The sequence below is a fragment of the Hymenobacter sediminicola genome (assembly GCF_014250515.1).
GTDB lineage: Bacteria > Bacteroidota > Bacteroidia > Cytophagales > Hymenobacteraceae > Hymenobacter > Hymenobacter sediminicola.
This window is the reverse complement of record NZ_CP060202.1, coordinates 2,971,967-2,994,764: the sequence shown is the minus strand read 5'-3', so window position 1 is coordinate 2,994,764 and position 22,798 is coordinate 2,971,967. Positions and strand designations below refer to the sequence as shown.

Genomic DNA, 22,798 nt, shown 5'->3' with positions numbered 1-22,798 from the left:
ATGCATAGCTAAAGGCCAGAAGCATAAAACAGGTGGCTTCTGCTTGGTACCTCAACTAAATGCCTGTTCAGTGGGTACAGCACAACACAACTCTCATGCTACACTCCATGAATCTGAAAGGAAATACAGTGCTCATTACCGGTGGCGCGTCGGGAATAGGGCTGGCCCTGGCCCAGCGGTTCCGGCAGGCTGGCAGCGAAGTAATTGCCGTAGGCCGGCGCGAAGACAAGCTTCGGGAGGCCCAGGCGCAGCTGCCCGGCCTGCACATCAAAGTCTGTGACGTAGCGGATACTGCCGAGCGGGTGGCGCTGCTGGCCTGGGTGCAGCAGGCGTTTCCACGCCTGAATATGCTGGTAAACAATGCCGGCATCCAGCGCCGCGTGCAGCTTACGGAGCCGGAAGAATGGGAAGCACAGCGGCAGGAGTTGCTTATTAATGTGGAGGCGCCCGTTCACCTCAGCACGCTGTTTGTGCCGCACCTGCGCGAGCAGCAAACCCCGTGCATCATCAACGTTACGTCGGGGCTGGCCTTTGCGCCCATGGCGGCCGTCCCGATTTATAGCGCCACCAAAGCCGCTATGCACTCCTTCACGTTGTCGTTGCGGCAGCAACTGGCGGCCACGTCGGTACGGGTAGTGGAGATAGTGCCCCCGGCGGTTAATACCGACCTGGGTGGGCCGGGCCTGCACACGTTTGGCGTACCCGTTGATGACTTTGCCGACTCGGTGATGCAGCGGCTGGCGGCAGGGGAGGAGGAAGTCGGCTACGGAACCTCCGAAGAAATCCGGCGCGCCTCCCGTGAGCAGCTTGATGCCCACTTCAAGATGAATAACCGCTGACAGCCGCCGCTGAAGAATGAAAACCGCCCTGCCTGGTTCAACCCAGGCAGGGCGGTTTCGTTACTGAACTAGCAAGAGCGAGCAGGCCTATTTGTCGTGCAGGGCATGCCACTCGTGGTCGAGCATGCTCATTTCAATCAGGCTCCAGTATTCATTGTCATACTTGAGAATGTCGCGCGAGAGGCCTTCCTGCTGCATTCCTGCCTTTTCGTAGCACCGGATGGCAGCTGTGTTGAAGTCGTACACGCCCAAATCGATGCGGTGCAGGCCCAACTCCTCGAACCCAATGCGAAGCACGGCTTTCATCATGCCCTGGCAAATGCCCCGGCGCCGCGCCGTACTGTTGCCTACCAGCACCCGGCTGATGCGGGCAGCGCTGTTCTTGCGGCTGATACCGCCCAGCGAAATATGGCCTACCACTTCGCCGGTCTTGGTTTCGATAGCCTTATAGATAAGAGCATCGGACGTGGCCGGCACATTGGTGTCTTCTAGATACCAAGCCAACTTTTCTTCGGTGAGCGGAAAGCTGAAAAGGGACCCTGACCAGTTCATGAGTAGCTTGGGGTCGGTTATCCAAGTAATGAGTTGTGGGAAATCGGCAGGCGTAAAATATTCCAGTTTGATCATGCAGCAGACAGCAGAGAAAGAAGGCAATAGAATGAGCCATGCGCACACTGCAGGCGCGCAAGCTGGCTAAGATAAGACCCTTCCGGACGGGAATAGTTCGGTGCTCTGATAGAAGCGAATAGTTTTTTTCAGAAGGAGGAAATAGTGTAAGCTCCTCATTTGATAGTACAATAAACTAGTAACTGTGCGTTAGTCTAGCTGCAATGAAACTCTCGGCTGCTACTTCTATGAAATTCCTGTTGTTTCTGGCTTTGTTGGCCGGCGCTATCCGCTATTGGTACCCGGCTCCATTGCTGCCAGAGCAGGCCGTAGCTGTGCCGTATCCGCAGCAATTACAGACGCTAGCAACCCAGCGGGCAACCCTGGCTGCGCAGTACCAGCAGGCGCGCACTCCTGCTGCTAAAGCTGCTGTACTCCAGCAAGCCCGCCGGTTGCTGGTCGCCTCTCTCGATACTGCCATCTGGCCTGCGTGGTACGGTACACCGTGGGCCTTCTACGGAACCACCCAGGTTCCACAGCAGGATTCCATTGCCTGCGGCTACTTCGTGACGACAACCTTGTGCGACGCCGGCTTGCGCCTGGACCGGGTAGCACTGGCCAAAACCACTTCCGAAAAACTGATTCAGAACCTGACGGATGAAGCCCATATTCGCCGCTACCGGATGGTGCCGCTCGGCCAATTTGTGCGGCAGGTGCAGCAGCTCGGTGAAGGCCTGTATCTGGTGGGGCTGGACTTTCACGTAGGGTTTCTGCTGGTGAAAGGCGGGCAGGTGCGCTTCATTCACTCTACCTATCTGGGGCAAGGCCAAGTTGTGAACGAGGAAGCCGCTACTTCCGCCGCACTTCGTTCGCGCTACCGCGTGGTAGGCCGCATTTCCGCCGACTCACGGCTGCTGGAAAGTTGGCTTCGGCAGCGCCGCTTTACGTTTGCCGGCTGAGCAGCGCCGCAAACAGGGCATTTCAAGCTTAGTCTTCCATGGCCAACCCTGGCGTAAAGGGCTGGTCTGTGGGTTCGGTGAGGGTACGGGTTTTGGGAAGGCAACTGGGGTAGTTGCGCTGAATAAAGGCTATCAGCTGCTCCCGTACTGCGCAGCGCAGGTCAAACGCCTGGCTGGAATTAACGGCGCTTACCAGGCAGCGCAACTCGAGTGTCCGTTCCTTAGAATCTGTGACCTGCAGCACACACACGCGCTGGTCCCAGAGTGGGTTGTGCTGTACAATTCGCTGCAACTCGGTACGCACCGCATCAACCGGAATGGTGTAATCGGTGTAGAGAAATACGGTGCCCAATAGCTGTGAGGAACTGCGGGTCCAGTTCTGGAAAGGCTTCTCGATAAAGTAGTTGAGCGGTAGCACCAGTCGCCGCTCGTCCCAGATTCGCAGCACCACATACGTAAACGTAATTTCCTCTACCCGGCCCCACTCGCCTTCCACCACCAGCACATCATCAAGGCGAATAGGCTGAGTGAAGGCAATCTGGAAGCCCGCCAGCAGGTTGCCGATGGAGCGTTGCGCGGCAAAGCCCACAATCACACTGGCAATGCCAGCCGATGTCAGTAGCCCGGTCCCGATTTTGCGGACCGTAGCGAAACTCATCAAAATCAGGGCAATGGCCACAAAAATGATGAGCGACACAGCCAGTTTTTTTACGAACTGTAGCTGCGTGAAAAGCTTCCGGACCCGTAGGTTGTCGCTGTCGGTGAGGCGGTAATGCTGCTGCACCAAATCCTGGACTACGTCCACGGTTTTCACCAGCCCCCAGGCGAAGGTGGTAAGCAGAAAGGTTTCTACCAGTCGCCGGGCTACTTCTAGGGCGCGGTCTTCCAGTTGCGTGAGTGGGAGTAAGAAAGAGAGCACCAGCACCGGGAAAAACCAGGCGCTGGGCTGACGCAGGTGGCGCAGCACGGAACTAGCCAGCACCATCGGCTCGCGCCGCACATAGGCCGCCAACAGCCCGAACACCGCTACTTTCAGCAGCCATCCAACAACCAGGCTCCCCAGCACTACTCCCGAAGTCCGCAGAATGGTTTCGATTTGTTCGGGAAGCAGAGTAGGCAGTTGAAAAGGCATCAGCAGGGAGGGAAGTAGTGCCTCGCGGATTCACAAAACGGGTCTGCGGTGTACCCTGGGTGCCGGGGAAAGGTTGTAGCCGGTATGCAAATCCTGGTCGGGTGCAGGCTTTTTGCAATGGACTTTCTTATTATTCATAACTTTTATCCTCCAACCCGAACAGCCTGTCCAGAATCACAGCCGGGCTACGCCATTTCGACGTCAGAATTTCCAGACCATGTATCATATTGTGTATCTCAGCTCGGCGTTAGCAGACATGGACGATGCCGCCCTGAAATCCTTGTTGCTGCATTCGCGCCGCCGAAACGAAGAGCGAAACGTGACGGGGCTGCTGCTTTTCAGCGCGGGCAATATTCTGCAGGTACTTGAGGGCAAACAGGAAACCGTACAGGCGTTGTTCGACACCATTGCCCAGGATTGCCGGCATACCCATCTCTACAAGCTCGCCGATGGTCCGGTTGCCCGCCGGGCGTTTCCCGAATGGTCCATGGGATTTGCCACAGCGTCTCCCGCCGATTTTGCACAACTGGCCGGCTATCAGGACCCGGCCAGCCCCGATTTTCTGGCTGCCCGGCCGCAGCGCATGGACCAACCCTTCTTCGAACTGCTGAAGGAATTTGCCACGACCCCCGAAACGCCTGTCTGAAACTGTTGTTATGCCAGACTATCCTGCCAACTACGCTGCCTTAAACCGTAGCCTCTGGAATGCCAAAACCGAGTATCATGTGCAGTCAGAATTCTATAACGTGCCTGGCTTTCTGGCGGGTGAATCTTCGCTGAACGACATTGAACTGGGGTTGTTAGGCAACATCAGCGGGCTGCACATCCTGCATCTGCAGTGTCATTTTGGGCAGGATTCTATGTCGTTGAGCCGGATGGGGGCGCATGTAACAGGCGTAGACCTATCGGATAAAGCTATAGATACGGCCCGCCAGCTGGCAACACAGCTCGGCCTAGACACCCGGTTTATCTGCTCCGACGTGTATGCTTTGCCTGAACACTTGCAGCAGCAGTTCGATGTTGTGTTCACGACGTATGGCGTGCTGGGCTGGCTACCCGATATGGACCGCTGGGCAGCTGTAGTAGCACATTTTTTGAAACCCGGCGGCCGACTGGTGCTGGTGGAGTTTCATCCGGTTGTCTGGATATTCGATGCCAAGTTCACCCGCGAAACCATTACGGAAACCGAAACCGGAACTTACGCCGACCGCACCGCGCCCATAGAAACCACCTCCGTTTCCTGGAACCATAGCCTGGGCGAGGTGCTGGGTGCCTTGCTCAAACAGGGATTGGAAATTGAGCAATTCGAGGAGTATGATTACTCGCCCTACAATTGCTTTGCCGAGCTAGAACAAACAGGCGCACGGCAGTATCGGCTCCGGCACCTGCCCAATAAGCTCCCGATGGTGTACTCAGTAGTCGCTCAGAAGTGGCCCTAATACTACTGGGCTACTTCCGCGACGGTCACGAATTGGGCACCGCGCTGCAACAGGTCGGTGCGGGCCTGCTGGTAGCCGTCGGCGCTGATGGCGCGGGTAGCATCCTCAACGAAGAACACCTCGAAACCTTCCTGTAAAGCGTCTTTGGCAGAGAAATAGACGCAGTAGTCGGCAGCAAGGCCAGCCAGATACACTTGTGTCACGCCGCGCCCACGCAGGTAGTCAGCCAGACCAGTGCTCTTGCGATGGCCGTTGTCGAAAAAACCGCTGTAGGAATCTATTTCGGGGTTGGTGCCTTTACGGAAAATGGCCTCAATGCGGTGTTGGTCCAACGCGGGGTGGAAGTCGGCGCCGGCTGTGCCCTGCACGCAGTGGTCGGGCCAGAGGGTTTGGGGCAGGCCGTGCAGCTCGGTCTGCTCGAAGGGCTGGCGGCCCGGGTGGCTGCTGGCGAAGCTTCCGTGGCCGGCCGGGTGCCAGTCTTGGGTAGCTACCACCAGCCCGAAATGCGGCTGCAGCCGGTTTACCAACGGAATAATGGCGTCGCCACCGGCCACTGCCAGTGCCCCACCAGGCACAAAATCGTTTTGAATATCAATCAGAAGCAGCGCCTTCATCAGCTAGCAGCGGATAACGTGTGAAACAAAGCATCAGGCCGCAAAGATGAGTCACTTTGCGCAGATACTGTTGCGGCGCAGAAGCAGATGAGTAGAGTGCAATTTCGGTGAGTAAGTGCCTCCTCAACCCACGACTGAAAAAGAGCCTTTTGCTGGCAAAAAGTGCATTTGCCAACTCAATCCAAGCCCTGGCAATGGCTTCATGGCAACGTTCCCGATAACGATTGCACAAAAAATGCGGCTAGGTAGTGCAGCGTCAGCCAACTATTCGGTTAACCTTAACAACCAGTCTACTGCCCCTGGTGGCAGCAGCTTCCCGGAAAACTGCTTTTCTGGAAGCCACTTATCGTGCCGCCTCCTGCCATTCCCACCCATATGAAACAGCTCTGTGTTGTATTTCTAGCCGTGCTGCTGCTGGCCTTCCGCCCAGCTGCCGATAGCCGCAAGCCTACCATCTTCCTCGTTGGCGACTCCACCATGTCGGAGAAGCCATTAGACAAGGCCGAGCGTGGCTGGGGCATGTATTTCAAACAGTATTTTGAGGATGGCGTGGCCGTGCAAAACCACGCCATGAACGGCCGCAGCACCCGCAACTTCCGCCACGAAGGCCGCTGGGCCAAAGTGCTGGAGCAGCTGAAGCCCGGCGACTGGGTGCTGATTCAGTTCGGTCACAACGATTCTAAGAAAGAAGACACGGCCCGCTACGCTGCGCCTCAGACCGCCTACCGCCAGAACCTGACCCGCTACGTGCAGGAAGCTCGTGCCAAGGGGGCCAACCCGATACTACTGACGCCTGTTGGACGCCGCTACTTTGATGAGGCTGGCAAGCGCAAGGATGACCACGGCGAGTATCCCGGAGTGGTGAAGGAGGTAGCTAAAACCCAGAAAGTACCCCTGATTGATCTGCACGAAACCAGCTGGGCCATGTACAGCCAGCTCGGCGACGCAGGCACCAAGCCGCTGTTTTGGAGCTACCAGAACGGCGCCAACAACACCAAGCTCGATAACACCCATTTCTCGGCCTATGGTGCGGAGCGGGTGGCGCAACTGGTAGCGCAGGATGTCAAGAAGCTCAACCTGGGCCTCGCCAGCAACCTGAAGCCGCTGGCCTTCGCCGGTAAGTATGCCTTCGACCTGCCGGTGGTGCTGCAGCCCTACTTCAACAAGGACACGTTCAACATCGTGAAGTATGGCGCGGTAGCGGATGGACAAACGCTCAATACCGAAGCCTTCCGCAAAGCCATTGACGCCTGCAGCCAGAAAGGCGGTGTGGTGCTGGTGCCGCGCGGCCTGTGGCTCACGGGCCCCATTCAACTAAAAAGCAACGTGAACCTGCACGTGCAACGCGGCGCCCTGGTGCAATTTAGCAGCAAACTCTCCGATTATCAGCTGCTCAAAACCAACTGGGAAGGGGAGGACGCCGTGCGCAATCAGTCGCCGATTTATGGCTACGACCTCGAAAACATTGCCATTACTGGCGAAGGCACCTTCGATGGGGCCGGCGACGCATGGCGCATGGTGAAGAAGGAGAAGCTGAACTCAGGTCAGTGGCAGAAGCTGGTAAAATCGGGCGGGGTGGTAGATGAGAAAGGCACGACCTGGTACCCCACGGCTGGCTCACTCAAAGGCTCTACACTCAACAAGCCCTGGACCCTGACCGCCGGGCAGGAGCCGGACTTCAACAAGTTTGCCGAGTTTAAGGATTTCCTGCGGCCGAATATGCTGAGTCTGCAGCGCTGCAAGCAGATTCTGCTCGAAGACTTCACCATCCAAAATTCCCCGGCCTGGACGATTCACCCACTGCTCTGCGACAATATCACGCTGCGCAACGTGACGGCCCGCAATCCGTGGTACGGCCAAAATACTGATGCTCTCGACCTGGAATCGTGCCGCAACGGCCTAGTAGAAGGCTGCACCTTTGACGTCGGCGACGACGGTATCTGCATTAAATCGGGCCGCGACGCAGAAGGCCGCAAGCGCGGCGTGCCCACCGAAAACTTCATCATCCGCGACACGAAAGTGTACCACGCCCACGGCGGCTTCGTGATTGGCTCGGAAATGTCGGGCGGCGCCCGCAACCTGTACGTGAGCAACTGCACCTTTATGGGCACCGATGTGGGCCTGCGCTTCAAGACGGCCCGGGGCCGCGGTGGCGTGGTAGAAAACATCTTCGTGGACGGCGTGGACATGACCGACATTGCCGGTGAAGCCATCCTGTTCGATATGTATTACGCCGCTAAAGACCCTGTGCAGGTAAATGGCGAAGCCTATGGCATCCCCGAAATCAAGGCTGAACCCCTGGGAGAAGGCACCCCGCAGTTCAAGAATTTCCGCATTACCAACGTAACGTGCAAAGGCGCCAACACCGGCATTCTGGTGCGCGGCCTGCCCGAAATGGCGGTGCAGAATGTAGAAATCGAGAATACGGTGCTGGAGTGCAACAAAGGGATGGTGTGCCAGGAAGCCGACGGCATTCGCCTGAAAAACGTGACCCTGCTCTCCAACGAAACCAAGCCCGTGCTGGAAGTGCAAAACAGCCGCAACATCAGCTTCGATAACCTGCGCTACACACCCGGCGCCGAGCTGCTGCTGCGCGTAACCGGCGCCCGCAGCAAAGCGGTGGTACTGCGCAATACCGACACCAAATCCGCTAAAAAAGGCGTGGAAATGGGGGAGAAGGTGGCCAAGAAAACGGTGACGGTTTCGAAGCTGTAAGAATAAAAAGCAACGTCATGGCTAGCCTTGTGAAGAACTTCGTGTGCTGACGTTGCTACACTACCCGTGATGCTGAGCTTGTCGAAGCACCACGTTCAAGCGAGTATAAATTTCCGCCCATGACCTTCCGCCGTTTTCTGCTTTCCAGTGCTCTGCTGACTTCTGCTGCCGCTCAGGCCCAAACTGCGCCGGTTCCGGCGCGGCCTATGTCGCAGCGCATGACCGATGCGTTTATCAGCTGGCACCCCGATTCTATCCTTATCGGCAACCGCAAAACGGCCCGCTGGGACTATGAGCAGGGCCTGATGCTGAAGGCGCTGGAGCGGGTGTGGCAGCGCACCGGCGACGCCCGCTACTTCACCTACATCCAGAAAGACCTCGACCAGTTTGTGCAGAAGGACGGCACCATCCGCACCTACAAGCTCGAAGACTATAACCTCGACAACCTGACCACCGGCCACGTGCTGCTCACGCTGGGCCAGATGTCGGTGCCACAGGCTGAGAAGTACCAGAAAGCCGCACAGCTGTTGCGCAAGCAACTCGATGGACAGCCGCGCACCAAGGCGGGCGGCTTTTGGCATAAGAAAATCTATACCAACCAGATGTGGCTCGACGGGCTGTACATGGCCGAGCCGTTCTACGCCGAATACAGCCAGGTTTTCAACCAGCCTGCTGGTTTCGATGACGTCGCCAAGCAGTTTGCGCTGATCGAGAAAAACCTTGTCGACCCCAAAACCGGCCTCCTGTACCACGGCTACGATGAGAGCAGGGAGCAGCAATGGGCCAATAAAACCACTGGTCAGAGCCCCAACTTCTGGGACCGGGGCATGGGCTGGTATGCTATGGCCCTGGTAGATGTGCTGGACTATTTCCCGCAGAACCATCCGCAACGCCAGCAACTCATCAAGGATGTGCAACGCCTAGCGCCAGTGCTGGCCAAGTACCAGGATGCCAAAACCGGAACTTGGTCGTTGGTCGTGGACCAGGCTTCGCGCAAAGGCAACTATGCCGAGGCTTCGGGCAGCAGCATGTTCGTGTATTTCCTGCAGAAGGGCGTACGCATGGGCTACCTCGATAAAAAGTACGCTGATGTGGCCCGCAAAGGCTACGACGGTCTGCTGAAAACCTTCGTGGCCGAAGAAAGCGGTGCGCTGGCCTTCAACGGTACAGTAAGCGTGGGCGGCTTGGGCGGCAAGCCCTACCGTGACGGCAGCTTCGAGTATTACCTGACGGAACCGCTGCGCAAAAACGACCTGAAAGGAGTGGGGCCGTTCATTCTGGCCAGCATCGAAATGGAAGTAGCCGCCGAAAGCACGCGGGGCAACGGCAAAACCGTGGCTGTCGATAATTACTTCAACCACGAGCTGCGCCAAAATAAGCTCAGTGGCAAGGAAGAAGCCTGGCACTACACCTGGGACGACCGAACGCACGGCGGCTTCTACTTCTGGGGTCAGCAGTTCCGCGACCTGGGCGCTAAAACCACCACCATTGGCACGGCCCCCACGGCTGCCTCGCTGAAAGGCGTGGACGTCTACATCATCGTCGACCCCGACACCAAAAAGGAAACCGCAAAGCCCAACTTCGTACAGCCCGCCGACGTGCAGGCCCTCACGAAATGGGTGAAAGACGGCGGCACGCTGGTACTGATGGCCAACGACACGAGCAACTGCGAAATTCCGCGCTTCAACACGCTGGCCGCTGCCTTCGGCATGCAGTTCAAGCCACTCAATCTGAATATGGTAAAGGGCAGTGAGTTCGAGCAGGGCCGCGTGAATATACCGGCCGGTACGCCGGTGTTCAAAACCTCGAAATCGGCCTACATCAAGGAACTGGCGCCGCTGGACCTGAAAGCGCCGGCCACGCCGCTCGTGAAGATGGGAGAGCACACCGTTATTGCGACGGCCAAAGTAGGCAAGGGCACCGTGTTTGCCGTGGGCGACCCGTGGCTCTACAACGAATATGTGGATGGGCGCAAGATTCCGGCTTCGTTCGAGAACTTCAATGCCGCCAAAGACATAGCGACCTGGCTGCTGCAACAGACAGGCCGCTAACTAAAGCGCGCTCCGCTGCCAATAACGCCCAAAGAGTGAACGGGCTAGGCTGCGGAGCGCGTTTTTTTGTGAAGAATAGTCAGCGCGGATAGGCTAGGTGTGCGCAACGCTCAGGGGCTGTTCTTGCCCGGCTAGTCGCGTGGAACTACGCACAATCAGTTCGGTCGGAATCTTAACCGTTTCGATGGGCAGCGCCCGGTGTTTGCGCTCAATCAGGTCGATGAGCCGCTCGGCCGCCACCTGCCCGATTTCCGTGGCTGGCTGCACCACCGTACTCAGCGACGGGTCCAGCAGATCGGCTACGTTGAGGTTGGTGAAACCAATCAGCGACACATCTTCCGGTATCTGCAGCTTGCGCTGGCGCAGGGCCTGCAGGCAACCCACAGCCAGCCGGTCGGAAGCCGTAAAGAAGGCGTCCGGCGGCGACTCCAGATGCATCAGTTCGTCCACCATCGGCCCCACTTCATCGGGCCCGAACGTGCCGTAGCGCACCAGCGTTTCGTCGAATTCCAGGCCGTATTTCTCCAGCGCCGCACGGTAGCCGGCCAGCCGTTCGCGCGTGATGCTGAGCCAGGGCTGAATGGTGAGGTGCGCAATGCGCCGCCGGCCCGACTGAATCAGGTGCTCGGTGGCCGAAAAGGCGCCACCGAAGTTATCGGCTACTATCTGTGTGGCCTCTAGCTCCGGCGAAACCCGGTCGAAGAGCACCAGCGGTACGTTTTTATCCTGCAGTTCCTGCAAGTGTGTCACGTCGGAAGTCTCACTGGAAAGCGAAATCAGCAGGCCATCTACCTTGCGCGACAGTGCTTGCTGCACGTTGGCTACTTCCCGCTCATACGATTCCTGGCTCTGGAAAATGATGACATGATAGCCCCGGTTGTAGGCAATAGCCTCGATACCGTTGATGGCCTGCGAGAAGAAGTAGTTTGCAATCTGGGGCACTATCACGCCGATGGCACGGCTGGCACTGCCTTTCAGGCTGAGAGCAATGGGGTTGGGGCGGTAGTTGAGGCGCTCAGCGCACTCCATCACCAGCCGTTTGGTTTCGGGGTTTATTTCGTAGGAACCCCGAAGTGCGCGCGATACAGTAGAGGTAGAAATGTTCAGTTCGCGGGCAATGTCTTTTATCGTGAAAGTTTCCAACGGGTGGGTGCTTTAGCGGGTGGGTGAGGGCTGACTTACCAAAATGCAAGAACCGCAAACGGCGGGACAGGCGGGGTTCCGGGGCTGAAAATAGAAATAGCTGGCCGATTTCACTTCAATCCAACTTTTCGGGTGCGCAAATCGGCGCGTTGGCAACGTTCCCGACAACGTTTGCACGAATAAACATTGTGCTATTCTTCCATTTGGGCCCCGTAACGCATAACCTTATAAGAGAGGAGTATGGCTGCGGTGTAGGAAAGATACACTGGCATTCTCCGAAAAGTTTATAAACCCACCCGCTGCATGAGTATATCTTCCGCCTTTGACCTGACTGGTAAAGTTGCCTTGGTAACGGGCTGCAACCGGGGAATCGGTCAGGGTATGGCCCTGGGTCTGGCTGCGGCCGGTGCCGACATCATCGGCGTATCGGCCTCGCTGGCCCTGCACGGTTCCGATACTGAGCAGCAAGTGCGGGCGCTGGGCCGTCAGTTCACTGCCTACCAGGCCGACTTCAGCCAGCGCGGCGCCATTGATGCTTTCCTGGAAAAGGTGCAGCAGGATTTTCCACGCATCGACATTCTGATCAACAACGCCGGCACCATCAAGCGCGCTCCGGCCGCAGAGCACTCCGACGAACTTTGGGACGAGGTGCTGCATATCAACTTGGATGCGCCCTTCCGCATTGCCCGTGCTATTGGTGGGCGTATGCTCGCGCAGGGCAGCGGCAAAATCATCTTCACCGCTTCGCTGCTCACATTCCAGGGCGGTATCAACGTGCCGGGCTACGCGGCCAGTAAAGGTGCCATCGGTTCGCTGGTGAAGGCGCTGGCCAACGAATGGGCCGGCCGCGGCGTCAACGTCAACGCCATTGCGCCTGGCTATATCGCCACCGACAATACGGAGGCGCTGCGCCAAGACCCTGAGCGCAGCCAGAGCATTCTGGGCCGCATTCCGGCCGGCCGCTGGGGCACGCCCGAAGACTTCCAGGGACCTACGGTTTTTCTGGCTTCTTCCGCCTCCGATTACGTGCACGGCACCATCCTCACCGTCGATGGCGGCTGGATGGGCCGCTAGCTTTTTCACCTCTACTTCTCCTCCTTCTTGTTCCAGATGAACCAACGATATGCCATCGGGCCGCGCGAAACAGCGGCAATGAACACGCAGCAGCTACGGGAAAATTTCCTGATAGAAGACCTGTTTGTGACCGGTGAAATCGAGTTGGTGTACACGCACTACGACCGGATGATGGTGGGTGGTGTGGTGCCCACCGCCGGCGCCATTGCGCTGCCGAATCCGGAAAACCTGAAGGCAGAATTCTTTCTGGAGCGCCGGGAACTGGGCATTCTCAACATCGGCAGCGCCGGCATCGTGACGGTGGATGGCACGGCGTATGAGCTAGGCCGCCAGGACTGCCTGTACGTGGGCAAAGGCGCGAAAGAGGTCAGCTTCATCAGTACCGATGCTGCGCAGCCTGCTAAATTCTACCTGCTTTCTACGCCGGCTCACGCTACGCATCCTACCACCCGCCTGAGCCAGGCCGAGGCCACGCCCGTGACGCTGGGCGAACTGGAAACCGCCAATCAGCGCACGATCTACAAGTACATCTACGCCGAAGGCATCCAGAGCTGCCAGCTGGTAATGGGCCTCACGCAGCTGCATGCCGGCAGCGTGTGGAATACCATGCCCGCGCACACCCACGACCGGCGCATGGAAGCCTACCTCTACTTCGACATGCCTCAAGGCCAGCGCGTGCTGCACCTGATGGGCCAGCCCCAGGAAACCCGCCACCTGTGGGTGGGCGAGGGGCAGGCCATTCTCTCCCCGCCGTGGTCCATTCACTCGGGCTGTGGCACGGCCGGCTACACCTTCATCTGGGGTATGGGCGGCGAAAACCGCGAGTACACTGACATGGACCCGGCCCCGATTGACCAGCTGCGTTAGGTCCGCATCTTCCTGAATCTTCACACACAAATTCCCACACATCATGAAAAGAAAACTACTGTTGCTCGCGCCGCTCATGGTGTGTGCAGCTGCCCCCGCCTGGGCGCAACAGCGCCGCGTGCAGGGTGTCGTGAAATCAGACAAGGGCGAAGCACTACCCGGAGTGACGGTGGTAGTAAAAGGCACCACCAATGGCGCTTCTACCGACGGCGACGGCCGCTTCAGCCTGTCCCTGCCCGAGGGCAGCAACGCGACGCTCAGCGTGAGCTACATCGGCTATGTGTCGCAGGATGTGGCAGTGGGTAGCAAAACGGACCTCAACATCACCCTCAACGAAGACAGCAAAGTTCTCGACGACGTGGTGGTAATCGGCTACCAGGCCGTGCCGCGCCGCGACGTAACGGGCTCCGTGTCGTCGGTGAATTCGCAGCAGATCAAAGACATTCCGGTTAACTCGGCGGCAGAAGCTCTGACCGGCCGTTTGGCCGGTGTGCAGTTGACTTCGGCTGAAGGCACGCCCGGCAACCAGAACGTGCAGGTGCGCGTGCGGGGCGGTGGCTCCATCACCCAGGACAACTCGCCGCTGTACGTAGTGGACGGTATCCAGATTGAAAACGCGCTGGGCGTTATTGCCCCGCAGGACATTGCCTCGGTCGATGTGCTGAAAGATGCGTCGGCAACGGCCATTTACGGTGCACGCGGTGCCAACGGCGTGGTTATCATCACCACCAAAAAAGGCATCGAAGGCCGCACGGTCGTGAGCTATAATGGCTTTGCTGGTTTCCGCCGCATTGCCAAAAAGCTGAACGTACTCAAGCCCGAGGACTATCTCAACCTGCAGTATGAGCGGGCATTTGTGGCGGGCGCTACCGGCACTGGCGGCCTGAACAACTTCAAGAGCCTGTTTGGCAGCAGCAACTACAACAGCGACACGTTGGTGAATGCGCGCAATGCGCCGTTCATTGACTGGCAGGATGAGGTGTTCGGCCGGGATGCTTTCCAGCAAACGCACAACGTGTCGGTTGCGGGCGGGGTGAAAGGCACTACCTATTCGCTGAGCCTGACGCGCAACAAGGAAGATGGTATCCAGCGCGGCTCCGACTACGACCGGAAGCTGGTAAACTTCCGGTTTGATACGAAGGCTACCGAGCGGTTCCGGGTGGGTCTGAACCTGCGCTTCAACGACCAGACGACCAACGGCGCGGGCACTTCCACTACCGGCTCAAACACGACGTCCCGCTTGCGCAACTCGGTGCAGTACCAGCCGCTGCAGGTACCGCGCCTCTCGGGTGCCGTGCTCGACCCGAACACGTTTGACGACGAGTTTTTCACCATCTCCACGCTGGTAAGCCCCGTGCTGGCCATCGACAGCGAGTACCGCCGCGACAAGCGCCAGACGTTCAACATCGGGGGCACGGTGGCCTTCGACATTTTGAAGAACCTGACGTTCCGCTCCACTGCTGGCTTCGACATTACCAACCAGAACCTGGGTACGTTCAATGGCCGTTACTCGCCGCTGCTGCGCCAGCCGGCCGGCAACTACCAGAACCTGCCGACTGCTTCTATCCGGACGGGTGCTCAGAACACGCTGAACAACTCCAATGTGCTGGACTATAATCTCAAAACCGGCCTGCACTCCATTGGCGTGCTGGTAGGGGAGGAGATATACCAGCAGACCAACAACATCCAGTACATCCAAACCAACTTCCTGCCGCTGGATATCACTGCAGAGCGGGCGCTGGCCAACATCAACCAGGGTGTACTGCCGGCCGGCCAGACCAGCCAGCCGGTATTGCCCCAGACCGATATCGAGCAGGACTACCGCTTGCTCTCGGGCTTCGGCCGCCTTACTTACTCCTACGACGACCGGTATCTGTTTACGGGTACGTTCCGGGCCGACGGCTCCTCGAAGTATGAGCCCGGCAACCGCTGGGGCTATTTCCCCGGCGCCTCGGTGGCGTGGCGCATCTCGCGTGAGAATTTTTTCAAGTCTGTTCCAGTTGTGAATGATCTGAAGCTGCGTCTGAGCCTGGGCCAGGCGGGCAACAACCGCATCGGTGACTTCCTGGGCAAACAGCTTTATTCGGCCGGTAGCGCCCCGTACTCGGTCAACCACTCCATTGTGCTGGGCTCGGCCGCTACGCGTTTGGCCAACAAGGACTTGAAGTGGGAAACCACCACGTCCCGCAACATCGGTATTGACCTGGCGCTGCTCGAAAACCGGATACAGTTCACGGCCGACGCCTACTACAACACCACCAGCGACCTGCTCATCAACCGGACTATTCCGGCGTTCCTGGGCTACACTACCCAGACGCAGAATATCGGCTCTACGTCGAACAAAGGTTTGGAACTGCAGCTGACGGGCAACATCGTAAACAACGCCGCTTTCACCTGGACTGCCACGGCCAACGCCTCCCTCAACCGGGGCCGCATCGAGAGCCTAGGCGAAAACCTGGAGGAACTGCCCGGCTTGTCGTCGGGCTGGGCTGGCACGGCCCTCACCCGCGACTATGTGGCGCGGGTAGGCCAGCCAGTGGGCCAGATGTACGGCTACGTAACCGACGGCTACTACACCGCTGACGACTTTGAAAGCTACAACGCTACCTCGCAGCGCTGGGTGCTGAAGTCGGGACGGCTGCTGGCCGGCACCCCCGACGGGCTGGCTGCTCAGCCGGGTCTGCTCAAGCTGAAGGACATGAACGGTGATGGTCTGATTAACGACCAAGACCAGACGGTTATCGGAGATGCTAACCCGAAAGTGGTGGGTGGCCTGAACCAGCAGTTTACCTACAAAGGATTTGATGCCAGCATCTTCCTGAACTTCGTGCTGGGCAACGACATCTACAACGCCAACAAAGTAGAATTCACGACCAACACCGCTAACACGGTGTTCAGCAACGTGCTGGACGACATGACGTCGCGCTACCGCATTCTAGAAACGGACGGTTCGCCTATCACGACGCTGGACCGCCTGCGCGAAGTGAACCAGGGTGCCAATATCTGGCGCCCGACCAGCAACTACTTCCTGCATTCGTGGGCTATTGAAGATGGCTCGTTCCTGCGCATCAACAACCTGACGCTGGGCTACACGGTGCCTAAAACCCTAACGACGCGCGCCAAAATCAACAACCTGCGCTTCTACGTGACGGCCAACAACGTGTACACGTTCACGAAGTACACCGGCTACGACCCGGAGGTGAACACCCGCCGTGCCACGCCACTGACGCCAGGCGTAGACTATGCCGCCTACCCACGTAGCCGCGCATTCCTGGTTGGCGTGAACCTTTCTCTCTAATTCCCACTCGCTCCGTATCATGAAACCTATCCTCTTTTTCCGGACCGCGCTGGCAGCCGGCGCCCTGGTGGGTGCCGCCGGACTGGTCACTTCCTGCAAAGACTACCTCGACGTGGAGCCACTGGCGCTCAACACGACCGAGTATACCTTCAGCACCGTTGCCGGCTCTACCGCCGCCGTTATTGGTGCCTACGACCCGCTGTCGGGTGACCAAAGCTATGGTACCCGCGTCAGCATGTATTTCCCCTACGATTCCGACGAAATGATTGGGTCGGCTGGGGCCGCTGATGGTGGCCGCCGCAGCATTGCGCGCTACAAAGCTCTTTCGACAAACAGCGAAATCACCAACCCTTGGAACACCCTGTACCAGGGTGTGGAGCGCAGCAACATCTGCATCCAGCAGATTCCGCTCTCACCGGTATACGATGGCGGCAGTGCTGCCGATACGGCGGCCATGCACCGCCTGCACGGCGAAGCCCTGACGTTGCGCGCGCAGTATTACTTCGAGCTGGTGCGTAACTGGGGTGATGTTCCGGCGCAGTTTACGCCTTCCGTATCGGGCCAGGACTTCAACCTGCCCAACGCAGACCGCAATGCCACGCTGGCCCGGCTGATTGATGACTTAGCGCTGGCCCAGAAGCTGGTGCCGTGGCGCAGTCGGGCTGGTGCCGCCAGTGAGCGAATCACGAAAGGTGCCGTGAAAGCCCTGCGTGCCCGTATTGCACTGTTTCGTGGTGGATATTCGCTGAAAGGCAGCCAGATGACTCGCCCTGCTGACTACCTCGACTACTACCGCATTGCGCGCCAGGAGTGTACGGAGCTGATGGCGCGTCCCGGCGAGCATAGCCTGAACCCAAGCTTTTTGGAGGTGTTCAAGAGCATCAACGAGCAACGCTCGGAAAGCGCCAACGAAATCATCTTCCAGGTTGGCATGACCGGTTCTACGGCTGTATCGGACAGCAAGCTGGGCTATTACAATGGCCCTCGCCTGCAGAATACTTCCGGCACCTACGGCTCTACGCAGGGTGCAGTAACGGTAGTGCCTACGTACTTCTACGCCTTCGACTCGACCGATACCCGTCGGGATGTGACCATCACGACCTACGGTATTGCCAGCACCAGCAACTTCCAGTCGGGTGTAGCGCTCAGCTCCATCACCGATGGCAAGTTCCGCCGCGACTGGCACAGCCCACCGCTCACGGGTAGCAGCAACTACCTGGGCTACAACTGGCCTATCATCCGCTTCGCCGACGTACTGCTCATGTTTGCTGAAACCGAGAACGAGCTGAACGGCCCTACTGCTGTCGCTCAAGAAGCCCTGATGCGGGTCCGGGCCCGTGCCTTCGCAGGCAACCAGGCGCGTGCCCAAGCTACCCTGACGCAGGCCGGCTTCAGCCTGTCGAGCAAAGCTAGCTTCTTCGATGCCCTTGTAAACGAGCGGTATCTGGAGTTTGGCAGCGAAGCCATCCGCAAATACGATTTGCTGCGCTGGAACCTGTTTGCCACCAAGCTGGCCGAAGTGAAAACCAACATCGAGAAGCTGGCCAAAGGCGAAGCGCCCTACCAGAATGTGCCGCTGTATATGTACTACCGCACGCCGGCCGCCGGCAACGTGCAGTGGACCCGTTCATTCTACCGCCCTTCGCCCACGCCCAACACGGCTCCTACGGGTACAGTACGCGTGAACTGGCGTCAGGCAATTGATGCCGCGTACGTTGCGAATACCCGGCCTGCCGGTGCCACCTACACGCTCGGCACTACCAGCGCCACTAGCACCGCTACGGGCTTGGCCGCAGAGTATGTGCCTAGCCAAGGCAAAGAGTTGCTGCCAATTCCGCAGAGCACCCTGGTCGCCGACCCGGCGCTGGTACAGAACTTCGGCTACTAATCCTTTCCGGCTCTGCACATGCTCCTCGCTTCAAACCGCCTGTTTTTGGAAGATGATGCCCAGCCCTGGGAAACTGTGGGGGACGGTGTGCGCCGCAAGGTGCTGACCTATGACAGCCAGCTGATGCTGGTGCGGGTAGAGTTTGAGGCGGGGAGCATCGGGGCACCGCATTACCATGTTCATACCCAGATGACGCACATCGTCAGCGGCAGATTCAATGTCACTATCGACGGCGTGATGCGGGTACTGCAGGCTGGTGACACCTTTCATGCGCCCTCCAACGTGGTGCACGGGGTAGTATGTGTGGAAGAAGGTGTTCTGCTGGACGCCTTCAGCCCCATGCGGGAAGATTTTGTGTAGGCGTAGTGGGGTTTACTAATCATATGAAAACATTGAGGAAACTACTGCTCCTGCTGGCGGGAATAGGGGGGATGGGGATCTTTTCAGCCCGGGCCCAGCAGGTAACGGTGGCAGCGGATGGTTCGGGGCAGTTCCGGACCATCCAAGCTGCTCTCAACAGCTTGCCCAATGAGGCCACCAAGCCGCGCACGGTGTACATCAAGAATGGCACCTACCGCGAGAAGGTGCTGCTCGATGGCAAGCAGAAAATCACGCTCAAGGGCCAGAGCGAAAAGGGCGTAGTGCTAACCTATGCCCAGGCCCGCGACGAGTGGCGCTGCAACCCGGTGGCCGGCCAGGACGACTGGGGCGTGGCTACGCTGAACATGCGCAACTCGCCGGATATCACGCTCGAAAACCTCACCATCATCAACAGCTACGGCTTCGATGCCAAGGGTGATGTAGAGATACCCTGCGCTACCGCCACAAACGGCAAACGCACCATCGGCAAAAACGGCCACCAGATGGCGCTACGCACGATGCCGGGCACTACCCGCCTGACAGTAAAGCACTGCACTTTCCGGGCGTTGGGTGGCGACACCGTAAGTCCCTGGGATGTGGATGCCGGCCTGTACTACTTCAAGGACTGCACCATGGAAGGCGGCGTAGATTTCTACTGCCCCCGGGGTTGGGCCTTCGCCGAAAATTGCCGCTTTATCTGCCACAACACCTCGGCGGCTATCTGGCACGACGGCTCCGGCAATCAGGACTCGAAAACAGTGCTCAAAAACTGCTCGTTCGAGGGCGACGCCGGCTACAAGCTGGGCCGCTTTCACCGGGAAGCGCAGTTCTATCTGGTGAACTGCAACTTCTCGCGCGACATGGCCGACGCCGACATCTACCAGGCCAGTTCAGGAGCTGGCGCGAAGCAATGGGGCCGCCGCGTGTACTACCAGAACTGCCACCGCGAAGGCGGCGACTATGCCTGGCACAAAGACAACCTAAGCACGGCTACCGGCGCCCTCAAAGCCTCGAACATCACAGCCGACTGGACCTTTGGCGGCCGTTGGTATCCGGTATCGGGCAAGTCTGCCACGGTGGCCCTGCCCGCGTATGACCCCACCGCCAAAGACCGGTATTCCACGCTGCCCCAGGCCACGGCTACTTCGTCGGCAACACCAGCTGCGGCGGCTCTGCAGACAGTGCCGGCAGTGGATAGCGTAGCCGAAAAAATGCTGGTCTATCAGCGCAGTGTAGGGGGCTGGCCCAAAGCCGTTGGTAATGCCAAGGTAGAGTACAGCAAGCCCCTCTCAACTGCCTTGCGTGCCAGTACGCTGGCCGATGCCGGACGCAACGATGCGACCATCGACAACGACGCAACTACCCGCGAAATCCGCTACCTGGCCAAAGCCTTCAAAGCTACCGGCAAAGCAGAATACAAAGCGGCGGCCGAAAAAGGCATCCGGTTTCTGCTGCAGATGCAGTACCCCAACGGTGGCTTCCCGCAGTATTATCCTGACAAGAGCGGCTACCGCCACCAGATTACCTACAACGACAACGCCATGGTGAAGGCGCTGCAGGTTCTGCGCGACGTTAGCCGCCGCACCAACGACCTGGACGTGCTGGACGCCAGCCTGACGGAGCCTGCTGCCAAAGCCGTGGACCTGGGCATCGACTGCATGCTGAAAACGCAGTATGTGCAGCGCGGCAAACTCACAGCGTGGTGTGCTCAGCACGATGAGAAAACGCTGCTTCCGGCCAAAGCCCGCGCCTTCGAGCTGGCTTCGCTCAGCGGCATGGAAACTGTCGGCATCGTCCGGTTCCTGATGGACACCGACAATCCTTCACCGGCCATCCGGCAATCGGTGGATGCGGCCGTGGCCTGGCTGGATGCCGTGAAACTGACAGGCTACACCGTGAAAGACCAGCCCGACCCCAAGCAGCCGAAGGGTTTCGACCGGGTGATAGTGCCGGAAGCTGGTTCCACCATCTGGGCCCGTTTCTATGACCTGAATACGAACCAGCCGATTTATGTGGGCCGCACATCAAAGCCAATGCCCCAACTGGCTGATATTGAATATGAACGCCGCACGGGGTATGCTTACGCCGGTGTATGGCCCGAAAAGCTTCTGAGCCGCGACTATGCGCGCTGGAAGCAGAAATGGAATACTAACGCCAGCCCCGCGCCGGGCAGCATAAAGTAAGACGAGTTATGTCGCACCTAGCAAAACAACTGGTAGCTCAGGCAGTAGCCCCGGATTCGGTAGCTATGCCCAGCATGGCGCATTTCCAGTTGCCGGAAAAAGTCCTTCAGTTTGGCACGGGCGTACTGCTGCGCGGCCTGCCCGACTACCTTATCGACAAAGCTAACCGCCAGGGTATTTTCAACGGCCGCATTGTGGTTGTGAAATCTACTGATGGCGGGGATATTGATGCTTTCCGTCGCCAGGATGGCCTCTACACGCTCAGCATACGCGGCATCGAAGAGGGCCGTGAAGTTGAAGAAAACGTAGTGTGCTCGGCCATTAGCCGGGTGCTGTCTGCCAAAAGCCAGTGGAACGAGATTCTGGCGTGCGCAGCTAACCCAGAGTTGGAGGTCGTGATTTCCAATACGACCGAGGTCGGTATTCAACTGACATCCGATGACGTCCGGCAAAGCCCGCCCCAGTCGTTTCCGGGCAAACTGCTGGCGTTTCTGCTGGCCCGCTACCAGGCCTTCGGTGGCGCCAAAGACAAGGGCCTAGTGATAGTGCCTACCGAGCTGATTCCGGATAACGGCACCAAGCTGGAAGGCATTCTGCTGGAGCTGGCCCACCGCAACGCGCTGGATGCCGACTTCATAGATTGGCTGGAAAGCGCCAACCAAGTCTGCAACTCACTCGTGGACCGTATTGTGCCCGGCCGCCCCGACGCGGCAACGCAGGCTGCGCTTGCCAGCCAGCTCGGCTACCAGGATGATCTGCTGACGATGTCGGAGGTCTACACCCTCTGGGCCATCGAAGGCGACGAGCGAGTAAAGCAGATTCTGAGCTTCGAGCAGGTAGATGCCGGCGTAATTGTGCAGCCCGACATCAACCTCTTCCGCGAGCTAAAGCTGCGCCTGCTGAACGGCACGCATACGCTAAGCTGCGCGCTGGCATTCCTGGCGGGCTTCCCGACGGTACGTGAGGCCATGGAGGATGAGAATATGGCCGGCTTCATTCAGCACCTAATGCTGACGGACCTGCTCCCTGGTATTCCCTACGCTGTAGACGAAGCGGTAGGGCAGCGTTTTGGGATGCAGGTGCTTGACCGGTTCCGCAACCCCTCCATCGAGCATCGGTGGCTGTCCATCAGCATGAACTACACCATGAAAATGCAGATGCGGAACGTGGCCACACTACTGCACTACTACAAGCAGCAGCAAGCAGTACCGCACTACATGGCGCTGGGCTTTGCCGCCTACCTGCTGTTTATGCGCGGTGCGCACCAGCAAGGCGACGTGTGGTACGGGGAGGCTCTGGGAGGAGAATACCCGATTCAGGATGAGAAGGCAGGGTACTTTGCTGAGCTGTGGAACCGTCTGGAACCAGCCGTGTTGGTCCGGACAGTACTGCACAATCAAAACCTCTGGGGCCACGATTTGTCGGCGTTGCCGGGCTTCGCCGATAGTGTTAGCCGCTACCTGGAAAACATGCTGGAACACGGCGTGCATGCCACGCTGGTACGAGCCATGAACAGAACAGTCAGCGTGTAGCCTGCCTGGGTCGCGCAAACACCCGCGTTGTGCCAGAGAGTGCAGGACACTCGAACCGTATTCGGAGCCTAGCTTCCGGCCAAGAAAGTAGACAACAC

At 58.5% G+C, this 22,798-nt stretch carries 17 protein-coding genes; 13 read left to right on the top strand and 4 right to left on the bottom strand.

Annotation, left to right across the window (positions count from 1 at the left end; translation table 11 throughout):
• Positions 1–95: 95 nt before the first annotated feature.
• On the top strand, positions 96–839 hold the full coding sequence (locus H4317_RS12765) for an SDR family oxidoreductase (protein ID WP_260625656.1): 744 nt from the start codon (positions 96–98) through the stop codon (positions 837–839).
• Between the two features lie 87 nt (positions 840–926).
• On the opposite strand, the gene H4317_RS12760 is transcribed toward H4317_RS12765, so the two are convergent.
• Complete coding sequence (locus tag H4317_RS12760) at positions 927–1,466, bottom strand: GNAT family N-acetyltransferase (protein ID WP_185886975.1); 540 nt, start codon at positions 1,464–1,466, stop codon at positions 927–929.
• Positions 1,467–1,693: 227 nt separating this feature from the next.
• On the opposite strand from H4317_RS12760, the gene H4317_RS12755 reads away from it, so the two are divergent.
• Entirely contained in the window at positions 1,694–2,404 is a 711-nt protein-coding gene (locus H4317_RS12755) for a hypothetical protein (RefSeq protein WP_185886974.1), read from the top strand.
• A 28-nt stretch (positions 2,405–2,432) separates the two neighbouring features.
• Here H4317_RS12755 and H4317_RS12750 read toward each other — a convergent pair whose 3' ends face one another.
• On the bottom strand, positions 2,433–3,536 hold the full coding sequence (locus H4317_RS12750) for a mechanosensitive ion channel family protein (protein WP_260625655.1): 1,104 nt from the start codon (positions 3,534–3,536) through the stop codon (positions 2,433–2,435).
• 217 nt (positions 3,537–3,753) lie between these two features.
• Here H4317_RS12750 and H4317_RS12745 point away from each other — a divergent pair, with 217 nt between their 5' ends.
• Together H4317_RS12745 and H4317_RS12740 are read left to right on the top strand one after the other, a co-directional pair.
• Positions 3,754–4,182, top strand: a complete 429-nt coding sequence (locus tag H4317_RS12745; RefSeq protein WP_185886973.1) for a BLUF domain-containing protein — start codon at positions 3,754–3,756, stop codon at positions 4,180–4,182.
• Positions 4,183–4,192: 10 nt separating this feature from the next.
• Complete coding sequence (locus H4317_RS12740) at positions 4,193–4,975, top strand: class I SAM-dependent methyltransferase (RefSeq protein ID WP_185886972.1); 783 nt, start codon at positions 4,193–4,195, stop codon at positions 4,973–4,975.
• 2 nt (positions 4,976–4,977) lie between these two features.
• On the opposite strand, the gene pncA is transcribed toward H4317_RS12740, so the two are convergent.
• The gene (gene pncA / locus H4317_RS12735; protein WP_185886971.1) at positions 4,978–5,589 is read right to left on the bottom strand and encodes a bifunctional nicotinamidase/pyrazinamidase; all 612 of its coding nucleotides are present in this window, start codon (positions 5,587–5,589) and stop codon (positions 4,978–4,980) included.
• A gap of 375 nt (positions 5,590–5,964) precedes the next feature.
• Here pncA and H4317_RS12730 point away from each other — a divergent pair, with 375 nt between their 5' ends.
• A complete protein-coding gene (locus H4317_RS12730; RefSeq protein ID WP_185886970.1) occupies positions 5,965–8,304 on the top strand; it encodes a glycosyl hydrolase family 28 protein in 2,340 nt (779 codons plus the stop codon).
• Between the two features lie 119 nt (positions 8,305–8,423).
• A complete protein-coding gene (locus H4317_RS12725) occupies positions 8,424–10,355 on the top strand; it encodes a DUF4350 domain-containing protein (RefSeq protein ID WP_185886969.1) in 1,932 nt (643 codons plus the stop codon).
• A gap of 93 nt (positions 10,356–10,448) precedes the next feature.
• Here the strand turns inward: H4317_RS12725 and H4317_RS12720 are convergent, their stop codons facing one another.
• Positions 10,449–11,498, bottom strand: coding sequence for a LacI family DNA-binding transcriptional regulator (locus H4317_RS12720; RefSeq protein ID WP_185886968.1), 1,050 nt, complete (start codon positions 11,496–11,498; stop codon positions 10,449–10,451).
• A 303-nt stretch (positions 11,499–11,801) separates the two neighbouring features.
• On the opposite strand from H4317_RS12720, the gene kduD reads away from it, so the two are divergent.
• The 7 genes from kduD to H4317_RS12680 all read left to right on the top strand — a co-directional run bounded on the left by kduD (position 11,802) and on the right by H4317_RS12680 (position 22,700).
• Complete coding sequence (gene kduD / locus H4317_RS12715; protein ID WP_185886967.1) at positions 11,802–12,572, top strand: 2-dehydro-3-deoxy-D-gluconate 5-dehydrogenase KduD; 771 nt, start codon at positions 11,802–11,804, stop codon at positions 12,570–12,572.
• 36 nt (positions 12,573–12,608) lie between these two features.
• A complete protein-coding gene (gene kduI, locus H4317_RS12710) occupies positions 12,609–13,439 on the top strand; it encodes a 5-dehydro-4-deoxy-D-glucuronate isomerase (RefSeq protein ID WP_185886966.1) in 831 nt (276 codons plus the stop codon).
• Positions 13,440–13,482: 43 nt separating this feature from the next.
• The gene (locus H4317_RS12705; protein WP_185886965.1) at positions 13,483–16,737 is read left to right on the top strand and encodes a SusC/RagA family TonB-linked outer membrane protein; all 3,255 of its coding nucleotides are present in this window, start codon (positions 13,483–13,485) and stop codon (positions 16,735–16,737) included.
• 19 nt (positions 16,738–16,756) lie between these two features.
• A complete protein-coding gene (locus H4317_RS12700; protein WP_185886964.1) occupies positions 16,757–18,625 on the top strand; it encodes a RagB/SusD family nutrient uptake outer membrane protein in 1,869 nt (622 codons plus the stop codon).
• 18 nt (positions 18,626–18,643) lie between these two features.
• Positions 18,644–18,985 (top strand): cupin domain-containing protein, encoded by a 342-nt coding sequence (locus H4317_RS12695; RefSeq protein ID WP_185886963.1) that lies wholly within the window; start codon positions 18,644–18,646, stop codon positions 18,983–18,985.
• A 71-nt stretch (positions 18,986–19,056) separates the two neighbouring features.
• Entirely contained in the window at positions 19,057–21,168 is a 2,112-nt protein-coding gene (gene pelA / locus H4317_RS19325; RefSeq protein ID WP_221899158.1) for a pectate lyase, read from the top strand.
• Between the two features lie 8 nt (positions 21,169–21,176).
• Entirely contained in the window at positions 21,177–22,700 is a 1,524-nt protein-coding gene (locus H4317_RS12680; protein ID WP_185886962.1) for a tagaturonate reductase, read from the top strand.
• The last annotated feature ends 98 nt before the right edge of the window (positions 22,701–22,798 follow it).